This is a genomic window from bacterium, from assembly GCA_037128595.1.
GTDB lineage: Bacteria > Verrucomicrobiota > Kiritimatiellia > CAIKKV01 > CAITUY01 > JAABPW01.
On sequence record JBAXWB010000011.1, the window covers coordinates 98,851 to 120,653 of the forward strand.

The window sequence follows — 21,803 nt, forward strand, 5'->3', positions numbered from 1 at the left end:
GCCCTATGCGTGTCAATCAGTCAACCGGTTGACCACTGACATCATAAATCCTGAGCCCGTCAATCGTCCCGCCTGTCATCTCCGGCAAGTTCCTGAAACGCGCATGCTCTTCTGCGGTTTCATCCCAGACAAAGTAGGCGTTCACGCCCAAACGGGCCAGAGCGGGAAGAATCTCGTGGTCGGGCGTCGCTCCTTTGATATCGAAGAAACGCAGTCCAAGATGGTAGGCAATGAAAAGAGTCTGGTGCCAGTTCTTGTTGGAGGCAATATTGCCAACCAGCCTGGTTTGGCTCGCCAGCCGCTTACTCAACTCATATACCGCCACCCCTTCCGCCTTCCCGTAGAGGACGCGGGTCTGCAGTGCCGCCGGCCCACCCATCGACAAGGCAAGGATAACACAGGCGACGATCCGCCACCTTCCGGCAAGAACACCCCGGGCTTCCTGATTCCAGATCATTCCGGCCCCCAACAGGGCCAGCAGAACCAGGCTGATAAACAGATAGCGGAATTCAACGATTAGCAGCAAGTAACCGCCCAAATACAGCATCAGGGTGGCGAGAAGTAACGCTGTTCCTCCCGGCTGCAGGCAAGCCCGACGCCTGCGTACACAACACACAATCGACCCGGCAATGATGACAACGGTCAATGGAGAGTACTGCTGAATCATACCCGCCATGAGTTTCAGGTTCTGCAAAACCGCATGCCCGCGATGGCGAATCACGACCGAGGGGGGAAAGGACGTGCCGCTTGATACGATAACCATCACGGACGGATCATCCCACATGCTGATCGCGGCAGCATCAGAAGGCGCCCTGAAACTGCGGCAGGATAACGATAGGGGATCAGCGTTACCAAGCGTCAATAACGTGCTGTTGTTCCGACCTGAAGTAGATACAGTGAAATGTCCGTACTTAACCGACAGGGCCGCAATCCATCCGCTGCTGAGCAGGACCAAAACAAAAAGGGCCACCCCATAGGCGCGCAAGACCGCAAGGCGACGCCCCGCCGCTGCCCCCGCCCCGAGCCAGAGCAGAACCGTCATCAGGGAAAGGTGGGCAATGAAGAAGTAGAATCCGTAGCCCTTGCTGAAATAGGCCAGCACACCCAGTATGCCGACCCAAACCGCCGTCCGGATTCCGTTCAGGTACCCGGGCCCGAAAAGGACGCCTAAATACCAGACCAGGACGCAAACCATTAAAAAATCAGGCGTCAGTTTCTGGAAGGTGAACAGCCACAGCGCGGGCAATAACGACGCCATGACGACCAGGCGCAGGCGTTCGGATAAGTGGCATCGTGCGGCCAGGACATACATCCCGGGAATCGTCGCCAGGCCGATGGCGATCGAAAGCAGTTTGCCCGCCAGAAGCGCATCGAGCCCTAGCGCCAGAAACGGAACGAGCAACCATGAGAGCAGCGGACCCCAGTAGGCGTTGATAGCGCCATGCCAGTCGCCTGCGAGATAGCGGCGGGCAATGGAGATGTAGGAAATTCCATCAGCATTAATCGCATGGAGGAATCCGGGCAACAAGGCCAGCGATACCAGGAGGTAAACCAAAGCAACGCCAACCACGCAGATTCGACCCCGCTTCATGACCTGCTGCCGCCGGCCTGCCGGAGCCCCGGGAATTGCCGGACCCGTTCCTCCTGATTGCTTTTCTCGCGATCCCTCATGTCCGGGTTATACCAACTCGCGGAAACCCTATCAAGAATCATGTCGGGATTGACGACCTAACGGGCAGGTGATATTTTTCACGGAACTGTGAATGTCCCATTTATCTATAGCGTGCCTTTTTCATGAAGGCCACGTGCGACCCCGAAAAATCCGTGTCCGTCATTATCCCCGTCTTCAACAGCCAGGAAACGATTGCCGCCTGCCTGCAGGCGGTCTTTCGATCCTCGCTCACGCCGTTTGATGTCATCGTTGTGGACGACGGGTCCACGGACGACTCGGCCGCCATCGCTCGTCGTTTTCCCTGCCGCGTGATCCAGCTAGAAAAGCAGTCCGGCCCGGGGACCGCCCGGAACGCCGGGGCACGCCTCGCCTCCTCCAACATCATGTTCTTCCTCGATTCGGACATCCTCATCGAGCCCGATACGCTGTCGCTCATCAGCGATTGCTTACGGGATCGGCCGGAACTCAGCGGCCTGTTCTGTTCGTACCAGAAAGACACGATTCCCTCTAATTTCTGCTCAACCTACAAGAACCTCCTGCACCACTTCATCCACCAGACCTCACGGGAGGAGGCGTCCACCTTTTGCGGCGGGTTCGGGGCCCTCACCAAGAATGCCTTTCTGTCGGTTGGCGGTTTTGATGAATCCTACACGGCGCTTGAGGATGTTGAACTGGGGTATCGGCTGATGCTGGCCGGCCACAAGATCTTCCTCAACAAACGCATTCAGGTGACGCACTGCAAGACCTACTCGCTCCTTGGCCTGATCAAGTCGGACGTCCTTAACCGGGCGATTCCATGGACCCGGATCATGGTCTCAAAATCGGTCTTCAAGAACGATTTGAACACGCGTATTCACCATGTCATCAGCGTGCCGGTCGCCTTTTTGATTCTCATCCTGCTCCCCTTATCGTTCCAGTTTCCGATGGGGCTCCTCATCCTGGCGCTCCTGACGGCGTCGCTCCTGGCGCTGAACCATTCCTTCCTGATATTCGTGTTCCGTGAAAAAGGCCCCGCCTTCACCCTGCAAACGGTGATCATGAACTGGGTCGGGTACTTGTACAGCGGCGCCGGGCTTGTTTTTGGGCTCCTTCCCTACGCCAGAGGGCGGTTCGTTGAAGAAAAGATGTGAGGTGAATCGCACCATGCTGTTAAGCATTCTCATCCCAACACTGACGGAACGGCGGATGCAATTCCTGGCCCTGAAGGGGCGATTGCAGCGTCAGGCCGCTGACCATGGCCTCGGAACCTGCGTGGAGATCCTGGCGGAAGAGGACAATCGGGAGCAATCCATCGGAATGAAGCGCAATCTTCTGCTCCAGAAAGCCACAGGTCACTTCGTGGTGTTCGTTGACGACGACGACGACGTGCATGACGCCTATGTGCCACTGATCTGCCACGCCATCAAGTCGCACCCGGATCTGGATTGCATCGGGATCCAGGGCACGATCCTGTTCCGCGGCAAACATCAACGGCCGTTCGTACATTCCCTCCAATACTCCGATTATGCCACCCTCGATGGAATTTACTGTCGTCCACCGTACCACCTGAACCCCATCCGCAGAGCCATCGCGGTGCAATACCGCTTTGCCGATACAAGCTACTCGGAGGATATCGACTGGTCGATCCGCATGAGGAATGACCGGGCGCTGACACGCGAGTACTTCATCAGGGAATCCCTCTATTGCTACCGGTCGCGCCGCTACTGGTTTTATCAAAGCATTCTGGATCGAACAGAGGGAATTCGCCATTTGCTGGGGCTGCGCCTGGTGAACCGGCTGCGCCCCTGGCGGAGAGAACCGGCGGGATTATGTGTGACTAGAGACTAGCAGGTGCCCCAGTTAATGTCCGAGAGCCTGGGAACTCAACGATAACTTTCCGTCCTTCGTCTCCATTCCCTCAGGCCAACTAAACGTCCCTTTCTCAAGTCGCTTCGTCATCACCCACAGTCCTGTGCCGTCCCAGTACAAAACCTTCACCCGGTTATGCCGCCGATTGGTGAACACGAACAAGCCGCCTCGTCATCACGGATACGAATCCCTGCTGTATCACGCAGGTATCAGGCTGGGAATGAGGTCAACGACGTATTAAGCCAGGATCGCATCCTTGCAAGCCTTGGCGACACGGAACTTCTTATGAGCTCCACGTGCCGTCATCTTGGTCGCACATGTATAGTGCCTTTGCAGGCCACGCAGAAGATGCGACCAGGAAAAGTGTACCACCCTTCTTTGGGATCAACAGGTTTCTCACAGACAGAACACTTCAGCGCTGCATCTCTGCTCATTGGTTCAGCGCAAGCTTTTGCAGGATCGTCATTATATTCATCCATGCATAACCTCCAAACTGATCAGTGCTTAGAGACTCGCGCCCAGGTGTCGGCGATTGATTTGTGCTGCGGTTTGGGAATCCTGCCAGACCGGAACTCGATGACGCCGTCGCCCGGGAAATTGTCACTGTAAAGCCTGAACCGGTCGGTCCCGTTTGGTTTGTAGGCCATCCAGATGAACCAGTCGGTCCCAACGCCGAACAACTCGGTGCCGTTATAATCACCGTGCTCCACCCCCAGGCAGAAACGTGATGGGTGCGGCGGATGGTGCCGCCAGTGATATCCAAGTGGTTTTGTTTTGCAATTCGGGTCAAGTCGGACCCAATTGCCAAATCAATCGATAAAGTCTTCATTGATTGCATTCTTTCAGGGGTGATCCACTGAGAAACGGTATATAATCGTGTTGTGATAGGTCTGGCCGGACCTCAGAACCACTGACGGGAATTGCGGCTTATTGGGTGAATCGGGATAATGCTGAGGCTCCATACAGAACCCGGTCCTATATTGATACGCGACCCCACCCTTGCCCACGTTGCTACCATCAAGGAAATTGCCGGAGTAGAATTGTAACCCGGGTTCCGTTGAAAATACATCCATGATCCTCCCCGTCACCGGCTCATGCACGGACGCAAGGTGCGCCAGATTGCCTGCAGGCTTGTTTATGACCCAGTTGTGATCATACCCCCCGCCAAACTTCAATTGCTCATCATCCACCGTGATGCGAGCGCCTATCGCCGCCGCTTTCCGAAAATCGAACGGGGTTCCCATAACCGGTTTCAACTCACCGGTGGGAATCAAGGTGCTATCCACAGGTGTAAAGGCATCCGCAAAGATTACTACCTCATGTCCTAGAATATCCCCTTTCCCCACCAAGTTGAAATACGAGTGATGGGTCAGATTGCACACCGTCGGCTTGTCCGTGGTCGCGGTGAGGTCAAGGCGCAGTTCGTTCTTTTCCGTTATCGAGTAGACCGCCGTCACGGACAACGCTCCAGGATAGCCCTCCTCGCCATCCGGGCTCACATACTTCAGTTCCAGCGTCGCCTCCGGCTTATCCTTCAGGATCTTTGCATCCCATACCACTTTATCAAAGCCCTTGATCCCACCATGTAGATGGTTGCCAATGTTATTGGTAGCCAGATTGTGCTCCGTACCGTTCAATGTGAACTTGCCTTTGGCAATACGATTTCCGCAACGTCCGATGAGCGCGCCGAAATAGGGTGTGGCCTTGATATATTCGTCAAGATTATCGTACCCGAGAACCACATCGCCTAGGGCGCCCTTCCGATCCGGCACCTTCAACGACACCACAATGCCGCCGTAGTTCATGATGCGGGCCTCAATGCCCTGGCTGTTCTTCAGGGTGAAGATCGCGACCTCCCGACCATCCGCCGTCTTTCCAAAGGGCACCGAAGTCACACTTCCTGCACCCAAAACCGAACCTGTTATCAGCCCCGCGACCAGTCCTGTCTGTATTATCTTCATAATATTGCATCTTCCTATTTTGACGTTGTTTTCCCTGATTTTTTCCATGCGCTGAATAGCATGAGTCCGCCAAACACGAGCAGAATCAGCCCCCACCAGAGATTGATGTTAATATCAAGGGAGCGCTTGTACATATCCCCGGAAGCCCGGGTGATGAATCCGAAAACAGCCAACATCGCACCCACGAGGGAGAACATGATTCCAATCGGCCAACAGATATCGAGAGTCATAATTTAAGTTCCTTTCGGTTTAGAAGAAAATGATGTTGAGGACCAGGCAGCCTGCCAGAAGAACCACCGCCTGAATGCCGGGCCGCATATACCAGGATTCATCGGCCGACTGGATTCTCGGCGTCAAGGAATACACCAGGCCCGTCAGCTCCGCATCGGTCTTATTCTGTTTCGTGGCCAGTGAGAGCCCGGTGGTCAACACCAGGCAGGTCAGGAAAGCAAAGGAGGCCAGCCAGAAATTCTGTGCCATCTCGCTTGGGAAGGACTGAACGACAGCAAGGTAACCACCCTTGACGCCGGGGGCATTCCCTGTCGCAAGGGTCAGGGAGTGGAAGATTGCCGAGGTGGTGGTACCCAGCAACAGGCCCCAGAAGGCACCCGTGGCCGTGATCCGCTTCCAGAACATACCCAGCAGGAAGGTGGCGAAGAGCGGCGCATTGACAAAGCCGAATACCAGCTGGATCACGTCCATGGCGTTGTTGTACATGGCGGCAAAGTAGGCGCAGGCAATACTGATCAGGATACCCGCCACCGTGGCGGCCCTTCCCATCCACATGTAGTGGGCGTCTCCCTTGTTCTTCCCGATATAGGCCTGATAGAGGTCGTAGGTCCAGATGGTGTTGAACGCAGTGACGTTACCCGCCATACCGGACATAAAGGAAGCCAGCAGTGCCGTTAGAGCCAGACCGAGCAGGCCGGTGGGACAGTACCGTTTGATCAGCGACAGGATTACGCCGTCATAGTCGTTTTCCGCCACGGCATTCTGCACGCGGCTCTTGATATCGGCGTCGCTCAGGGTCGAGGCGTCCTTAATGATGGCTGTCACATTGGCCGGGCGCATCTTCAACCCCGCCGCCTTGGCGACTTCCTGGACTGCAGCGTCACCCGTCAGTCCGGTAGCAGCCGCATTTTTGACGACCGGGATGATCTTCTCATAGGCGGATTCGGCAATCACCCGGGGGGGTAGCCGATAGCCGTCCTTTCCGGAGAATGCCAGACCCGCAGCGATCATGCCGGGCAGGATCACCAGGGCGGGAATGAGCATCTTGGGGATGGCCCCGATCAGTGGCGTGCGACGGGCGGCACTCATATCTTTGGCCGCCATAGCCCGCTGGACAACGAGAAAGTTGGTACACCAGTACCCGAAGGCCAGCACGAAGCCGAGCCCGAAAATCATAGCGAAGAGATCCACCCCCATCGGGTTGGCATCGGCCCCCCGCAACATCGGACTCCAGGCACCAGTCCAGGCGTCAGGCTGGAAGCTCTTATCGCCGACACCGATCGAGGCCGGGTTCATGGCGACCCCTGCCAACTTCTCCTTCAGCGCGCTCCACCCGCCCACATCCTTGAGGCCCAGATAGACCACAGGCGAGAAGCCCAACACGATCATGAAGAACTGCAACACTTCCGTATAGATCGCCGAGGTCAGCCCGCCTTTAAGCACGTAGAGCAACACCACGCCCGAACAGATCCACAGGCTCATGTGATAGTTCCATCCCAGAAGTGCGTTCAGCAGCTTGGCCAATGCATTCATCGAAATGCCAGAGGCAAAGACGGTCATCACGGCAAACGTGATGGAGTTCAGACACCGAACCCGTCCGTCAAACCTCATATTCAGGTATTCGGGCACTGATCGCGCCTTGGAGCCATAATAGAACGGCATCATGAACACCGCCAGGAAGGTCATGGCAAGGATCGCGCCGATCCAATAGAAATGGCAGGTCATCATGCCGTATTTGGCACCGCTGGCCGCCATGCCAACCAGTTCCAGCGCGCCCAGGTTGGCGGAAATGAACGCTAGCCCCGTCACCCAGGCGGGTATCGACCGACCTGAGAGAAAGAAGTCATTGCTCGACTTCATATACTTGCGAAGCGCCTGGCCAATACCCAGCACCGCCCCGACATAGATCAACATGATCGTGTAATCCATCCACCCCAATATCACATTCGGCATTTGCTTCCCCCTTTTCCTTTGCGAGATGACTCAAAATATTCCTCGATCTCCTCCAGCGACTTACCCTTGGTTTCCGGCAGGAAGAAAAAGGCCGTGATGAAATAGATCACCGTAACACCTGCGAACATGAAGAACATCGTAGAGTAGCCGTACCTCCCCACAGTCGGCAAAAAGACAGCAGCGATGGTCGTTGAGACCGCCTGGTTAATGAGCAGGGCAATGCTCATCCCGTTGGAGCGGATCCTCGTGGGCATCAGCTCGGACAACGCCAGCCAGACACAGACTCCGGGCCCGATGGCAAAGAAGGCGATGAAGACAAAGATGAAAATGGCCGTGAGCCACCCGTTGCCCGAAGACGGGATCGGCGTCAGCAGGGCGTTCTCGATCTTCAGCGGGGCCGTTTTCGCGGCCTTCAGATCCGCGAAGGGATTCTTGAAAAATGCTTCGACCGCACTGGAGGGAACACAACTGCCCCGATCAATCGTCAGGGCCGCACCCAGATCAGTGGAGCGAACCACCTTCGTCGCCGCCCGAAAATCACCATAGGAGTAAATGACAATCAGAGTCGACAACGCGGTCTCCAATTCCGGCGTCTATGAGTACCGGGTCCGCGCGGGGCTGGTCAACACTTCGTCGGCCCCCTCGTCCGTTGCCCGGGCGGTGCTGGGAACAGGGCCGGCCAACAGGGTTCCGATTGTCGAGGCGGGGGGCGGACAGACCGTGATCCTGCCAATGGGGGTGACCCGGGGAACACTTGCGTTGAACGGCAGTGCGAGTGACCCCGATGACGGTCCCAGCCCACTCGCGACAACATGGGTACTCCTGAATGGTCCCGCAGGTGTGGTGATTGCCAACAGCAATGCATTCAATACCACTGTGACCATTACCAATAATGGATCCTATACGCTCGGCCTCCTGGCTTGTGATGGAGCGGCAACGTCGACGGATACGGTGACCGAAACGGTTCAGTTGACCACCTCCAGTACCAATGCCTCGGAGTTCATGTTGGACTCAAACACCATTGCGCTGTGGCATCTGAAGGGGGACGGGACGGATGCCAGCGGGAATGGACATACGCTGGTGTTCATGAACGGTCCATCATTTGTCAGTAACAACACGGCCCTAGCCTGGATGGGCAGCACGTCCGGCGCGGCATTGCGTGTCACCTATCCCCAAATGGCGCTGGGCATCATTCCGAATTCCGTGTTTTCCGCCGCGCATACTCCCATCACAATCGAGGAGCGGCTTTTCATGAATGCCTGGGGGCCCAATAACGCCAACTACATCTACTGCGGGTTCTCGCAGAACTGGGACCTCGTCTTTCAATTTCAGCAACAAAGCTGGGGACTTCCTGCAATCAAAGCCTGGAATGGGAGTGTGGTGGTGGCGACCAACCAGGTCGTATCGGCGCTGACGACGGGGGTTTGGCATCATCTGATGATGACCTTCGACGGCACCAATCAATATAAGGCTTTTATCGATGGCGTCTTGCTTGGAAGCTATGCTACCAATGCGCCAAACTGGGCACGCACGACCTATTTCACAAATCAGTTCGGCAATTTCGACGGGTATCTGGATGAAATCCGCATCAGTCGCGTGGTTCGATCCTACCAGGGTGCTCCGCAAGCGGTTACCGTTCAGGGAGTGGCTATTGGGAATGGTGTTGTCAGCCCCGCCCTGACCAACATCATCCAGGGCGGTGCCTTGGCCATCACGGCCTTTCCGACCAACTTCTTCCATGTGGCCGAGATCGACACGAACAACGTGATCGTGGCCGCCTCATGGCCAACCGGAGTCGTAACATATATCTGGAGCAACGTCACCGCATCCGGAACAGCTCAGGTGACTTTCGCCCAGAATATCGCGCCCCGGGGGACGCCGGAGATTTGGCTTAACCAGTATGGATTCATCCAATCCTTCCCTGCCGCCGAAACATCCCTTGCGGTGAACGGCTACAGTTACGGGGATAGTTACATTGCCGGTTTGGATCCAACGAATCCATCCTCGGTATTCCGGATTGTGACCGTTACAAACCGACTTTCAGTCCGGGACTTCTATTTTCCCTCGCTGACGGACCGCACCTACACCCTCAAATGGAGCACCAATCTATTTGACCACTCCTGGTATGCGGTGGCAGGGCAGTCGAACATCTGGGGCGCCAGCGGGATCATGTCGCTGCATGATTTTACCATCTTCCCGTCTCGCTTCTATAGACTCGAAGTCCAGAAGCCCTGAACGAAACCTGTTCTTGGGGCGCTCTATTACCGCGGATATGACTGCGCGAGTGTAGACAACAGGAGCACGGCATGGCTATACCGCGGTGTGCACCAGTGATCGACACGGTTTACCCCACCCATAGCAGCGTCGTACCCCAGCGCTAACGGTTGATCGTTGATTCTCCGGTGTGCGCCGGAGGCGCCGCATGGACGGTCATGCTTCAAACGGGGGGTTAGGTGTAAGGGGCTATACTCATGCACTTCGAGCCGGTAAATCCTTCATCAGGTACAGAATTATGAACCTTCTAAGCCGGCTTCCTGCGGATGTGATTATTCTGCTACTTGGCGCCATAATCCGACGTCACTATGATAACAAGGGTGCTTTAATGATCTGACAACCGGTTCTTGGTGTCAATTTGGTGTCAATATCGATCGAGCTTTTTGGGTGTTTCGGGGTCCCGATGGAGCCTCATGGAACCAACGAATGAAAGAGCCGTAAAACGGCCTTTTATTAGGTTTTTATTGGGATTTGCAGGTGTTTTCTGATGGTGGAGGATGCGGGGGTCGAACCCGCGACCTCTTGAATGCCATTCAAGCGCTCTACCAAACTGAGCTAATCCCCCATCAGAAAACTTCCGTAGCAAAACGGGCCGCAATACTGCCGACTTGTGCCCGCATTGTCAACCTTTCGCCATTATTTTTTTAGGTTGGCTACCAACTCACGGGCGAACCGGGGAATACCGGGGTCACGCGCCCCCATGCCAAGCACCACATCCCCCGCCTTGGCCTGAGTCATTACTTCAGCCATCAGCACATCGTAATCCGTCATCCAGCTGGCCGGCACGCCGCGTTCACGCAATGCGGCCACCAGCTCATCAGCGTCCCGTTGCTTGCTGACAGTCCCCCCCGCATAATAGACCGGCATCAGATACAAGCGATCCTGCGGGCGACACAACCCGGCAAAGGTATCGACCAGATCATCGAACATCAGCGACAAGGGCCGGTAGCCGTGTGGCCGCCAAAACGCGAGCACACGCCCATAATGAGGGGCCACCGCCCGCCAGGCCGCGGCAATTTTCGCAGGATTATGCGCGTATTCATCGAGCACCGTCACCCCCGCCGCCTCCCCGATTTTCTCCAGACGTCGCTGGATTCCCTGAAACTGGCTCAAGGCATCCCGTATGGGTTTGAGTTCAAACCCCATTCGCTGACACAGGATCGCCGCCTGAAGGGCGTTTTCCGCATTATGGGCTCCCAGCATGGGAAGCTCAAAGTCCAACCCCTCATACTTGAACCGGGCCCCCTGTTTCCCCAATTGCGGCTTCATCCCCTGCCAGGGCATTCCGGGAGCCCACCCGACCAGGCATTCCCGCCGCACCTGGCTCTTGAATTGGGCGAACAGGCGTTCGGTCTCCTCGAGGCTGAAATGATCGGCGGACATATTGGTGATCAGTGCCCAATCGGGGGAGAACCGCAGGAGGGAACGATCACTCTCGTCCGCCTCAATTACGCACAACCGCGATTGGCCGGTGCGGACATTTCCGATACGCCGGGCATCGGCCCAATTCACCAGCGCACCGCCATTGACCACCGTGGGATCAGCCCCCAACTGTTCCAGCAACCACCCCACCATGCCGGTCACCGTGGTTTTCCCGGAGGTTCCCGCAATGGCCACGACCTCTTTGCCCGCCACCAGTTCGGCCAACATTTCGGCGCGATGACGGACCGGTACCTTCAGGCGCTGAGCCGCCACGATGTCGGCATTATCCGGTTCGATGGCGGTACTGACCACTACGGCCCCGGTATCCGCCTGCACGCCACGGCCATCCTGGGCATAAAATTGAATGCCAGCCTCCTTGAGCTTTCGAATGACCTCAAGATCCTGGCCTTGGTCCTGATACCGGTCCGAGCCACTCACGCGCCGCCCCCCCCCGCTGAGGGCCTGGGCCAGGGCATTCATCCCCACCCCTGCCACGCCCACCAGATGGCATGATTTCGAACGTTCTATGGTCATATCAAAGCCCCTTTGTTTCCGGGAACAGATAGTCGATGAAATGGCGAACCACGATGTCCCCTTCAGGCGGTGAAATGGCGAGATCCGGGCTCAACTCAATCAGCCAGAATCGTCCCGTCTTTTCATTGACCAGAAAATCAATCCCGATCACCGGTACGCCCAGTTTTCTGGCCGCCCGGGCCGCCAGCTTCACGAGCTTTGGTTCAACGGACCGGGTGACGATATCCACGCTCCCGCCGGTGTGATAATTCGAGGTGAGCCGCACCTGGATACTGCGCCCTACGGCGGGCACGGTCGTCCAGCTCAAGCCCAGAGCCGCCAGATTACGCCCCGTCTCCGCATCGACCGGGATCACGTGACTGGGATCCAGCGCCCGTTCCACCCGGTTCTGGGCGAGAATGAGTTTCCGGATAGAGTCCCGCCCATTGCCTGTAACCCGGGCGGCTCGCCGGCGGATCGCTGCCACATACCGGTAATCTACAAAAATAAGCCGGTAATCCTCGCCACCGACATACTCTTCCAGAACCACCTCTTCCTCAAACGTCCTGGCAAAATTGATGGCACGGGTGAGTTCCTTGAGGGTCCGCACCGCCACCGAGACTCCGCGTCCGCCCCATTGCGTACAGGGCTTGACCACAATCGTTTTGAATTTTTTCAGAAATGCCTGGGCGGCGGGCACATCGGTAAACGCCGCCTGGGCCGGCACCGGAAACCCCTGGGCGCTGAGAAAACAGTTAGCCAGACGCTTGTTTTGCGTCATATGAAACGTCACAGCCCCCACCTGGTCGGTCAGGGCGTTATAGCAACGGATCTTCCTGGTTTTATGCTTCAGCACAAACACCGGCGTCACGGGGTCGATGACCTCGATTCCGATCCCGCGCCGTTGCGCCTCACGGGTGATGGTCGTGGTATAAATGGAATTCATAGGGCGTCATGGTAAGCCATCCCTCAGGCCGGATAAAGAAAAGAAAATCGCGCAAAGAACTGTTGTTTCCCTGCGGGAAACCTTGGTAGTGTCTGGGTACATGAGTATACGGATTTTAGGCGAACATCCTCTGGCGACTTACCCTGACGGGCGACTGCGCTCCGGCATCGGCACCATCTTCCCGCGCAGCAGGACCCTGGTGACACTCCCGGGCATCCACGCCTTGCAGCGGATCGCCTATATCGCCGACCTCAATGCCACGCGACTTGCCGCAGGCCTGCCGGCCCTGGAGGAAGAGGATGAGATGAGCGAGTGGCAGCATTCAGTCGACTTGATCATGGATGCCGGCTGTGTCCTGATCCGGCCCGATCCTGAAAATATGGCGCTGGCCTATGAAGCCGATGAATTGCTTCAGGAACTGCTATCCAAACAGAAAATCAAATTCCTCAACCTGATGAATGAAAACGTCCGCGTCGCCATCAAGAAACGAGGCGAAAACTGGCGGATCGCCGCCCTCCCCCAGACCCCTGATGAAATGAAGCAGATGATTCTCGCCTCCATTACCCCCATTGAAGGTAAGTCGATTTATTATTACAGCCGCGACACGGGCACCCGCTTTGTCAGCTTTCAGCAATTCTGCAATTTGGGAGCCCTGCCGGACGAGGAGCTGAAGCGCCACCTGATCGAGATCCGGGACTATTCGTGCAAATACAACCGGATGGCCCATCCCGAGGTCACTTTTTTCGCCGCCGACAAAACCTTTACCCACACCCGGTTCGCCCATGCCATTCAGGACCCCATCCGCCCCTGTTACGAAGCCCTCAAGAATGCATTCCGCGAGGCGGTCCCGCCGGAACTGCGCGAAGATAACGCGGAAGACACCGAGTGGCGGAACTCCATGTTTTCCGCCCTCCTCGGCCAGCACGACCAAACGATTCCCGAGGAAGTGCTGCTGGGGTTGAGTCCGGAGTTCTTCATGCAGATTGAATGGTTGCCCGGCGGAAAAATCGAGGAGGGCGAACTGATCTTCGACTCCATCTTCGACGAACTGGATCGCAACCCGTCCTCCCCTGAATTGCAACTGTTATGCGATGAGAAAGCCCGCGGCTTTATCTTCAATTATGTCAGGGAATTCGGCGACATCGAATACGTGAACATCGGGCGGGTCATCGGGTCCCTTTCCCGCCGTCCGACCACTGCAGGCCGCCGTGAAGTCTATGTGTCGGAAGTGAAGCAGACCAATATCACCCGCCCCATTGTACGCATCAGCCGCATGCAGAAATGGGGAATCCGGGAACACCTCAATGAGGGGAAAGACCTCCTCCCGTCCATCATGGAGGCGGAAGAATACACGGAATACATCCTCGACCGGCGATTGGGATGCCAGCAACTGGGGATGAACCTGCCGCCCCGGGTGGCCACAAGGAAAATCAGCGAGCATTACCGCGGCGGGCGTTATGATGGACAACTCATCTGGTCGACCTATTTCGAACGCGATTACCTGCCCGGCCTGGCCAGCGACAAGATTCCTCGCTCCCGCTACCAGAATCCCGCCTATGCCCTAAAATTTGCCGGACTCCTGGGAAAAGCCGCCGCCTCCAACCTGATTGTCGGACGCATGAACCTGCAGAACACCGTGCTGTTCGATGACGGGGATGAAGTCATTCTGGAAAACAGCAGCGGGATGCCGGCCGAACTGATTGTCTCGGATCACACCGGCGCCTTTACGGACTATTTTTCGCCATTAGACGCCTTCGCCAATGCCTACGCCATGCCCCTCCTCCGCCGGATCCCCTTCTTCCCGGAACCCCAGGCCGCAGTGGACGCCTATCTGGCCGCTTTTGTCGAGAGGCTCACGCATACTCAACAGGAGTATCGATTGCGGAAACGGGCGTTCGACATGCTCTTTAAGCACCGGCCCCGGGATGAACGCGGGAGTTTCGCGTATCGCTGGGAGCGCATTCTCGACCGGCTGAATCACACCAATCCAGTCCATTTGGAAAAGGCCATCCGGAAAGAGTTTGCAACCTGATCCCCCCTCTATGCGGCACTTAACCCCCTATGGTTTCAACCGCTTCGTGAGTCTTCTGGCCGGACTGCTCCTGCCGGCGTTGTCCCAGGCAACCCCTAGCCTTGAATATGGCCCCGTTGCCCCCGTGCCAGCCAATACGCTCATGCCGGAAGCCGGTCCCCGCCTGACCGAACGTCTGAGTGCCCCCGCCCCGCTCCTCGATCCGCGCTTCGGGGAGACCCGCTGGCCCTGCATTATCAAGGGCGGCCAATGGGCGAAACGACAATCCCAAACCCCGCTTCCGGCGCATGCACAGGGGCTGATTCCCGAATTGAAAAAACAGTTCATCACCGAGGGCCTCCCCCAGGAACTAGCCTGGGTGGCCGAGGTGGAATCCACGTTGAATACCCATGCGGTCAGCCGGTCGGGTGCACGGGGCCTGTTCCAATTCAAAACAGAAGCCGCCCGCCGGTTTGGCCTCCTGAAAGCAGAGGAGGATTTCCGGACCACGCCTGATAAAAGTGCCAAAGCCGCCGCGCAATACCTGGCGCAACTGTATGCCCGCTTCAGCGACTGGACCCTGTCCGTCGCCGCCTACAATGCCGGAGAGGGCTGTGTGGGACGGCTGCTGAAGCAGCACGGGGCACGTGACTATGCGGCGATTGCGGCGGAACTCCCGCCCCAGACACAGGTCTATGTGATCAAAATCATGACCACCCTGGCGCTGCGCGAAAACACGCAGCTCAGCGCCCTGCCCCCGCCCAGCAGCCCCCCGGTCAGTCCCACTGCGAATTGATCTGCTGGCGCACGCGACCGATGATGTCGCGCTGATCATAGGAATGCTCATCGGAATAGCCGCCACTGTGCCCGAATGACATCAGGGTGCAGGAGGCGCGAACCTCATCGGTGATAAACCGCGAGATCTGGCCATAGGCATGTTTGTCACCCATCCCGCCCCAGCGTTGATACACCCGCATCGGCCAGGTGATATACAGGACGTCGCGGGCACGGGTCATGGCGACATAGGCCAAGCGCCGCTCCTCTTCGAGCTCCTTTTCACTGCCGGTGGACTTCTCGGAAGGCAACGAGCCATCCGACGCATGTATCACATAGACCACATCCCACTCGCACCCCTTCGCCGAATGAATCGTGGACAACACCAGCCGGTCATCATCCTGCGCGGCATGCGCCGCAATATCACGGGTGGAGTTAGGCGGATCCAACGTCAGATCCGTCAGCAATTGCCGACGCGATTTATAGCGCGACGCGACCTGTTCAATGTGGTCCAGGTCACGGACCCGGGCCTGGGCATTCTCATAGCGGAGATTCATGAGGGGTTCATAGAAGGCCCGGATGCGCTGAATCTGGGCCACCGGGTCGCTCTCCCCGGCCTTCACCAAATCCACCATTAACTGGCCCAGCATTTTCCAACCCGCCTGGGCGGCGGCCGGCACGGGGAAGGTCAGCATCGCCAGGGGATCCTGAGCCCGGCTGATATGCGTCACGATCTTGGCCGCCGTGGCCGGCCCGATCTTGTCGATCATCTGCAGGACCCGATACCAGGCGATTTCATCGGATGCATTTTCCGAGACCCGCAGGAAACTGATCAGGTCCTTGACATGCGCCGCATCCAGAAAGCGCAGGCCGCCATATTTGTGGTAGGGAATATTCCGGGTGGTCAGGAGAATTTCAAGGGAGTCCGAAAGATGTCCTGAACGGAACAGCACCGCCTGCTTGCTCAGGGGAATCCCCTTCTCGAGATGCTCCCGGATCCGGTCTACGACAAACTGGTCCTGCGAGGCCTCATCCCGGCAGGTTACGATCATCGGCCGTTGCCCCTCCTTGCGGGCAGACCAGAGATCCTTGGTAAACCGGTCATGGGCCTGACTGATCAGCCGGTTGGTCGTCTCCAGAATCGGGCAGACCGAACGGTAATTCTGTTCCAGCGTGATCACCGTGGCCCCGGGAAACTGCTGGGGAAAATCGAGGATATTCCGGACATTGGCGGCGCGGAAGCCGTAAATGCTCTGGGCGTCATCACCCACGGCCATGATGTTCTGGTTGAATTTCCGCAGGGCCCGCAGGATATCGGCCTGCACGAGGTTGGTATCCTGATACTCATCCACCAGCACATGCTCGAACCGGCCGCCGATCTCACGCGCGAGCTCATCGGAGCTCATCAATTGCAACCAATACAGCAACAGGTCATCATAATCCATGACGCCCCGCTGCTGTTTACGGATCACATAGCCACTGAACAGGCTCTTGAGTTCCTCCTGGTATTCCAGGCACCAGGAATAGTGCTTGGTCAGCACGCTGGGCAGTTGTTCCCCCCCATTCACACAGCGCGAATAAATCCCCATCAAGGTTCCCTTGCGGGGAAACCGCTTGTCATTTTTACCGATATTCAATTCGTGACGGATCACATTCAGCAGATCCTCTGAATCCGACTGGTCCATCACGGTGAAGTTGTTTGGCAGGCCCGCTTGTTTGGAATAGGTGCGGAGCAGGCGATTGGCAATGGCGTGGAAGGTCCCCCCCCAGACACGGCCCGTCATGTGGGCGGTATGCAAGCTGACAGCGGCCGCCCGACTGAGCATCTCCTCGGCAGCCCGCCGGGTAAACGTCATCAGCAGGATATTGGAGGGATTCACCCCCTGCGAGATCAAATAGGCGACACGATAGGCCAGGGTCTTGGTTTTACCACTCCCTGCGCCTGCCACCACCAGGAGCGGTCCCTCTCCATGCACAACGGCCTGCCGTTGCTGGGGATTGAGATCCGCCAACCATTCCAAATTATCTTTAACCGGTTCTGTCATCTGTTCCATCCATGTGCAAAAAATAGATGATGACAGAAACCCCCGTACGCTTCAAGGGCGCACCCGATTAATTCCACCCTAACCTGCAGCAGAATGGAGTCCATAGGGCTAGGTCAGCCTCATTTCAGCCGCATAAGGACGGCTCGGCCGGGACGCCTCGCCCTACCGGATTAATATCAAGTGTTGCTTGAACTTGCAGGGGGTAGGGCGAACCGTCCCGGTGAGCCGCTGTGGCTGCTGAGTGGCTGTTTTGCCCAATCCAGCCCAAGTGAAAATGATGAAATCAACGGCACCCCTTAAAACCTCATGGACATGGGATGAATGGCAGCAAAGCCGCGCGCTCCGTAAGGCCATTACCGACCCGATCTCCCCCACCGAAACGCGCCGCAGTAAAAGCTCTTCTGACCGACGTTTAAGGGCTGCCTTTTCAGGTCGACGTGCTCCGTAAGGTCTTGCGGGCGCATCTCTATATTTTGGCTCTCTCTGTGGGGCGGATGTCCCCATCCGCCTTGTTTCCAGTTGGACCCGTAGACAGGCGGATGGGGACATCCGCCCCACAACTCAGAGATGCGCTCAACCCTGATTTGCGCATTGATGCGGGGGGCCACTTCTCGCTATCTTTCCACTCATGGACGAAGACCAAAACCAGAGCCCACTCAAAGAACCGCTTCAGGGAAGTACTCACTCAACCGCCCCTGCCCCCAGTGCCGGGAAAGGCTGGCTCTCTCTTTTCCGTCCGCCCAATCTCTTTACCGTCCCCGGTGATCCCCTGGGCGGTGCGTTGCTGGCCGCCTTGGCTCTACAGGTGGTCCCGGCCTGGAATGCGGTGTATGCCGTCATGGGGGCCGCCCTGGCCTTCTATGCCAGCGGCCTGCTGGCCAACGACTTCTTTGACCGCGCCATAGATGCCCGGGAGCGGCCCGGCCGGCCCATCCCGTCAGGTGCGGTCAGCCCGGCCGCCGTTAAGTGGGCCGCCATTCTCCTCTCTCTGGCCGGACTGCTCATGACCCTCCCGGCTGGTCGCGCCGCCATCGCCACGGGGCTGCTGCTGGTCCTGGCCTCCTGGTTCTACAATGCCGCGGGCAAACGACTGGCCTGGTTATCCCCTCTCTCCATGGGGATCTGCCGAGGGTTGAGCCTGTTGCTGGGGGCGGCGGTCCTGGGCCGCGAGGGACTCACCTCACCCCCCGTGCTGATGGCCGCTCTTTTCCTGACCCTGTACGTCGCCCTCATTACCCTCATCGCCCGCCACGAAGCCGACCCTGAAGCGGAACCCATTCCCGGCTGGTGCCGCTGGGGCATTCCCCTCCTCCTGACGGTCTGGCTGGTTATCCTGCTGATCAGACCGGGTGGGCCCATCGAGTTCAATTGGAAAAGCATGTCAGCCCTGTTATCGGCCATGTCTATTCTCTGGGCGATCGTGTGGGTCGCCCAGATGCGCCCCCAGGCCTCACCCCGCGTCATCCAGGCCTCGGTCGGCGGCCTGATCCGTGGCCTCCTTTTTACCCAGGCGGCGCTCTGCGCCTCAACGGGCGGCGCCGGCGAAGGGTTCGCCCTCCTCCTGCTTTTTCTCTTTCCAGTAAGCGGTTGGATTGGCAAATGGTTTTATGGTAGTTAATAAAGAAATGAGAAACCGTTTAGTCATCATTCAAGTGGCCGGATTGGGCTATGACTTCCTGACCGAAACGTTCGGGGCCACGTGGGGCGGACTCCCGCTCGAGCCCTTGACCAGCGTGTTCCCCGCCCTCACCTGCACCGCCCAGGCCACCTTCCGGACCGCGGCCCCCGTGTCAAGCCACGGCATGATGGCCAATGGCCAGTTCCACCGGGAACTCCGGCGTCCGCTCCTCTGGGAACAATCTTCCGCCCTGGTTTCCGGTCCGCGGATCTGGGACGCCTTCCGACAGCGGGGCAAGCGCGTGGCGATGCTCTTCTGGCAGCAGTCACTGGGCGAATCGGTGGACATCATTCTTTCCCCCGCCCCCATCCATAAACATGGCGGCGGGATGGTTCAAAGCGTGTACAGTCAACCCGCCGGCCTTTATGACTCGCTCTGCAAATCCATCAAGCGCACCTTCCCTCTTCACCGCTACTGGGGCCCCCTGGCCTCGCCCGTTTCCTCCGACTGGATTGCCAAGGCCACCGCACTCCTGCTGGCCGACCCGGACCAGGCGCCCGATCTCTGCCTGACCTATCTCCCCGCACTCGACTACGACCTCCAGCGACATGGGCCGGCGCATCCAGCCGCCAAACGGGCCCTGTCGGCCTTGCTTGAGCAACTCGCCCTCATCCGGAACGCCGCCGAAAAAAACGGGTACGACCTGATCCTCTTCGGTGACTACGCCATCGGCCCCTCGACTCAAGCGATATTCCCGAACCGGGCCCTGCTTGAGGCCAACTTGTTCCAAACCCGCACGGTAGCCGGGATGCACTACCCGGATTTTCACGCCAGTCAGGCCTTTGCCATGGTCGACCACGAAATCGCCCATGTCACCTTGCGAAACACAGCAAATATTGAGGAAACCCGCACCGCACTGGCCTCCCTGGACGGCATTGAAACCATCATGGATGCCAAAGCCCAACACGCCGCCGGGCTTGCCCATCCGCATGGGGGCGAGTTGCTACTGGTGGCCAAGCCCGGCTTCTGGTTTGCCTACCCCTGGTGGACGGACCGGAAAAAAGCGCCGGATTATGCCAGCCATGTGGATATCCATAACAAGCCCGGCTATGATCCCTGTGAGCTGTTCTTCGGCTGGCCCCCGATCTCGGTCAGTCAGGACACCCGCCGCATCAAGGGCTCGCATGGAAGAATCGGTAAAGACCGGGATGCCGTCTGGGCAAGTACCTGCCAGTTGGCTGGCACCCCCGCCACCCTGCAGGAACTCGCCCAACTTGTGAAGCAACACCTGGAGACCCTGTCGTGAGCTCATCCGTTACCGGCTTCCAGCAACGCCTCTCGATCCCTTTCGAGTTCCCCGTGTATTTCCACCGGGCCACCTTCTCCCCGGACAATCCCCTGCTCGCCAACACCATTAACCGCCTCCATGAGCCGCGTCGCCACCGGGTGATGGTGTGCGTGGATAAAGGTGCCGCCCGCGCCTGGCCGCATTATGAGGCCCGGATCCAAGCCTATTTCAAGGCACATCAGGATCTCCTTGAGCTTGCCGGCCCCATCGAGACGATCACCGGCGGCGAACAGGCCAAGCAGGAACTTGCCGGCCTCACCCGGATGATAGCGCTGATGGAGAAACGCCATCTGGCACGCCAGAGCGTGGTGTTGATTATGGGCGGGGGGAGCATCCTTGATATGGCCGGACTGGCCGCCTCGCTCGTCCACCGGGGGCTACGGGTCATCCGCATGCCCACCACCGTGGTGGGCCAGAACGATGTCGGCGTCGGGGTTAAAACCGGGATCGATCTCTTTGGCAGCAAAAACTTTCTCGGCACGTTCGCGCCTCCCTTTGCCGTGGTCAATGACTTCGATTTCCTGGACCGCCTGCCTGACCGGGAATGGATTGCCGGCGTTGCCGAGGCCTTCAAAGTCGCTATGATCAAAGACCGGCCGTTCTTCACCTATCTCTGCCGGAATGCCCGGGCGCTCCGCCAGCGGGAGACGTCCGTTATGGAACGGTTGGTCATTACCTGCGCCAAACTGCATCTGGATCATATCCGTGACGGTGGTGATCCGTTTGAAAACGGAAGCGCCCGCCCGCTTGATTTCGGGCACTGGTCGGCCCATCAACTTGAAGTCATGTCAGGCTATCGCCTGCGGCATGGCGAGGCGGTCTCCATCGGCATTGCCCTGGACTCGTATTACGCCATGCGCCTGGGCCTGATCCCGGAAAAGGCCCTGACCACCCTGCTCACCGCCCTCAAGGCAACTGGGCTGCCCATCTGGAATAAACAACTCACCTCACTCAAGCCGGACGGGTCGCTGGCCATTCTGGAAGGCTTGACCCGTTTCCAGGAACATCTGGGCGGACCGCTTACCATTACTCTCCCCGCCCCCATCGGGGCCCGGACCGAAGTCCACACCATGGACCCCGCGATCATTGCCGAAGGGATTACCTACCTGAAAAAATGTGTAGACTCTAAACTCACATCATAATCTTAATCGTAATCTTAATCTTAATCGTAATCTCCAGACCCAAAG

The 21,803-nt window shown here is 57.8% G+C and carries 16 protein-coding genes, 1 tRNA gene and 1 pseudogene; 8 read left to right on the forward strand and 10 right to left on the reverse strand.

The genetic code is table 11. The features are described from left to right. Nucleotides 1-16 precede the first annotated feature (16 nt). A complete protein-coding gene (locus tag WCS52_08800; GenBank protein ID MEI6167281.1) occupies nucleotides 17-1,591 on the reverse strand; it encodes a hypothetical protein in 1,575 nt (524 codons plus the stop codon). Nucleotides 1,592-1,794: 203 nt separating this feature from the next. Here WCS52_08800 and WCS52_08805 point away from each other — a divergent pair, with 203 nt between their 5' ends. Together WCS52_08805 and WCS52_08810 are read left to right on the forward strand one after the other, a co-directional pair. Continuing rightward, on the forward strand, nucleotides 1,795-2,802 hold the full coding sequence (locus WCS52_08805) for a glycosyltransferase (protein ID MEI6167282.1): 1,008 nt from the start codon (nucleotides 1,795-1,797) through the stop codon (nucleotides 2,800-2,802). Beyond that, nucleotides 2,786-3,499, forward strand: coding sequence for a hypothetical protein (locus WCS52_08810; protein ID MEI6167283.1), 714 nt, complete (start codon nucleotides 2,786-2,788; stop codon nucleotides 3,497-3,499). Before WCS52_08805 ends, WCS52_08810 begins: the two co-directional genes overlap by 17 nt. 12 nt (nucleotides 3,500-3,511) lie before the next feature. Here the strand turns inward: WCS52_08810 and tnpB are convergent, their stop codons facing one another. From tnpB to WCS52_08835, 5 genes and pseudogenes are all read right to left on the reverse strand, one after another. Then, on the reverse strand, nucleotides 3,512-3,676 hold the full coding sequence (gene tnpB, locus WCS52_08815; GenBank protein ID MEI6167284.1) for an IS66 family insertion sequence element accessory protein TnpB: 165 nt from the start codon (nucleotides 3,674-3,676) through the stop codon (nucleotides 3,512-3,514). Nucleotides 3,677-4,362: 686 nt separating this feature from the next. Further along, entirely contained in the window at nucleotides 4,363-5,481 is a 1,119-nt protein-coding gene (locus WCS52_08820) for an aldose epimerase family protein (protein MEI6167285.1), read from the reverse strand. Between the two features lie 14 nt (nucleotides 5,482-5,495). Then, nucleotides 5,496-5,711, reverse strand: a complete 216-nt coding sequence (locus tag WCS52_08825) for a hypothetical protein (protein MEI6167286.1) — start codon at nucleotides 5,709-5,711, stop codon at nucleotides 5,496-5,498. Nucleotides 5,712-5,730: 19 nt separating this feature from the next. After that, on the reverse strand, nucleotides 5,731-7,665 hold the full coding sequence (locus tag WCS52_08830) for a sodium:solute symporter family protein (GenBank protein MEI6167287.1): 1,935 nt from the start codon (nucleotides 7,663-7,665) through the stop codon (nucleotides 5,731-5,733). After that, nucleotides 7,653-8,228 (reverse strand): annotated as a pseudogene (locus tag WCS52_08835) (MFS transporter). The gene WCS52_08830 and the pseudogene WCS52_08835 overlap by 13 nt, the downstream one beginning before the upstream one ends. Before the next feature lie 613 nt (nucleotides 8,229-8,841). On the opposite strand from WCS52_08835, the gene WCS52_08840 reads away from it, so the two are divergent. Further along, complete coding sequence (locus tag WCS52_08840; GenBank protein MEI6167288.1) at nucleotides 8,842-9,900, forward strand: LamG-like jellyroll fold domain-containing protein; 1,059 nt, start codon at nucleotides 8,842-8,844, stop codon at nucleotides 9,898-9,900. Between the two features lie 527 nt (nucleotides 9,901-10,427). Here WCS52_08840 and WCS52_08845 read toward each other — a convergent pair. The 3 genes from WCS52_08845 to WCS52_08855 form a co-directional block, all read right to left on the reverse strand. Continuing rightward, a tRNA-Ala gene (locus tag WCS52_08845) sits at nucleotides 10,428-10,504 on the reverse strand. A gap of 71 nt (nucleotides 10,505-10,575) precedes the next feature. After that, a complete protein-coding gene (locus WCS52_08850) occupies nucleotides 10,576-11,895 on the reverse strand; it encodes a Mur ligase domain-containing protein (GenBank protein MEI6167289.1) in 1,320 nt (439 codons plus the stop codon). Nucleotide 11,896: 1 nt separating this feature from the next. Continuing rightward, nucleotides 11,897-12,820, reverse strand: coding sequence for a hypothetical protein (locus WCS52_08855; GenBank protein MEI6167290.1), 924 nt, complete (start codon nucleotides 12,818-12,820; stop codon nucleotides 11,897-11,899). A 100-nt stretch (nucleotides 12,821-12,920) separates the two neighbouring features. On the opposite strand from WCS52_08855, the gene WCS52_08860 reads away from it, so the two are divergent. Both WCS52_08860 and WCS52_08865 read left to right on the forward strand, forming a co-directional pair. Continuing rightward, a complete protein-coding gene (locus WCS52_08860; protein ID MEI6167291.1) occupies nucleotides 12,921-14,852 on the forward strand; it encodes a hypothetical protein in 1,932 nt (643 codons plus the stop codon). Between the two features lie 10 nt (nucleotides 14,853-14,862). Further along, the gene (locus WCS52_08865) at nucleotides 14,863-15,627 is read left to right on the forward strand and encodes a lytic transglycosylase domain-containing protein (protein ID MEI6167292.1); all 765 of its coding nucleotides are present in this window, start codon (nucleotides 14,863-14,865) and stop codon (nucleotides 15,625-15,627) included. Here WCS52_08865 and WCS52_08870 read toward each other — a convergent pair. Next, on the reverse strand, nucleotides 15,608-17,650 hold the full coding sequence (locus WCS52_08870; GenBank protein ID MEI6167293.1) for an ATP-dependent helicase: 2,043 nt from the start codon (nucleotides 17,648-17,650) through the stop codon (nucleotides 15,608-15,610). The genes WCS52_08865 and WCS52_08870 overlap by 20 nt on opposite strands. Nucleotides 17,651-18,278: 628 nt before the next feature. On the opposite strand from WCS52_08870, the gene WCS52_08875 reads away from it, so the two are divergent. Genes WCS52_08875 through WCS52_08885 form a run of 3 tightly spaced genes read left to right on the forward strand, consistent with a single transcriptional unit; the run spans nucleotide 18,279 to nucleotide 21,758 of the window. After that, nucleotides 18,279-19,268: a UbiA family prenyltransferase gene (locus tag WCS52_08875; GenBank protein ID MEI6167294.1), complete on the forward strand. Its 990-nt coding sequence runs from the start codon at nucleotides 18,279-18,281 to the stop codon at nucleotides 19,266-19,268. A 7-nt stretch (nucleotides 19,269-19,275) separates the two neighbouring features. Further along, nucleotides 19,276-20,574, forward strand: coding sequence for a nucleotide pyrophosphatase/phosphodiesterase family protein (locus WCS52_08880; GenBank protein ID MEI6167295.1), 1,299 nt, complete (start codon nucleotides 19,276-19,278; stop codon nucleotides 20,572-20,574). Then, complete coding sequence (locus WCS52_08885; protein MEI6167296.1) at nucleotides 20,571-21,758, forward strand: 3-dehydroquinate synthase; 1,188 nt, start codon at nucleotides 20,571-20,573, stop codon at nucleotides 21,756-21,758. Before WCS52_08880 ends, WCS52_08885 begins: the two co-directional genes overlap by 4 nt. Nucleotides 21,759-21,803 lie beyond the last annotated feature (45 nt).

Coding starts and splice junctions, on each gene's coding strand:
- WCS52_08800 (MEI6167281.1), bottom strand. CDS start 1,591: ATGAAGCGGGGTCGAATCTGCGTGGTTGGCGTTGCTTTGGTTTACCTC.
- WCS52_08805 (MEI6167282.1), top strand. CDS start 1,795: ATGAAGGCCACGTGCGACCCCGAAAAATCCGTGTCCGTCATTATCCCC.
- WCS52_08820 (MEI6167285.1), bottom strand. CDS start 5,481: ATGAAGATAATACAGACAGGACTGGTCGCGGGGCTGATAACAGGTTCG.
- WCS52_08825 (MEI6167286.1), bottom strand. CDS start 5,711: ATGACTCTCGATATCTGTTGGCCGATTGGAATCATGTTCTCCCTCGTG.
- WCS52_08830 (MEI6167287.1), bottom strand. CDS start 7,665: ATGCCGAATGTGATATTGGGGTGGATGGATTACACGATCATGTTGATC.
- WCS52_08840 (MEI6167288.1), top strand. CDS start 8,842: ATGGCGCTGGGCATCATTCCGAATTCCGTGTTTTCCGCCGCGCATACT.
- WCS52_08850 (MEI6167289.1), bottom strand. CDS start 11,895: ATGACCATAGAACGTTCGAAATCATGCCATCTGGTGGGCGTGGCAGGG.
- WCS52_08855 (MEI6167290.1), bottom strand. CDS start 12,820: ATGAATTCCATTTATACCACGACCATCACCCGTGAGGCGCAACGGCGC.
- WCS52_08860 (MEI6167291.1), top strand. CDS start 12,921: ATGAGTATACGGATTTTAGGCGAACATCCTCTGGCGACTTACCCTGAC.
- WCS52_08865 (MEI6167292.1), top strand. CDS start 14,863: ATGCGGCACTTAACCCCCTATGGTTTCAACCGCTTCGTGAGTCTTCTG.
- WCS52_08870 (MEI6167293.1), bottom strand. CDS start 17,650: ATGACAGAACCGGTTAAAGATAATTTGGAATGGTTGGCGGATCTCAAT.
- WCS52_08875 (MEI6167294.1), top strand. CDS start 18,279: ATGGACGAAGACCAAAACCAGAGCCCACTCAAAGAACCGCTTCAGGGA.
- WCS52_08880 (MEI6167295.1), top strand. CDS start 19,276: ATGAGAAACCGTTTAGTCATCATTCAAGTGGCCGGATTGGGCTATGAC.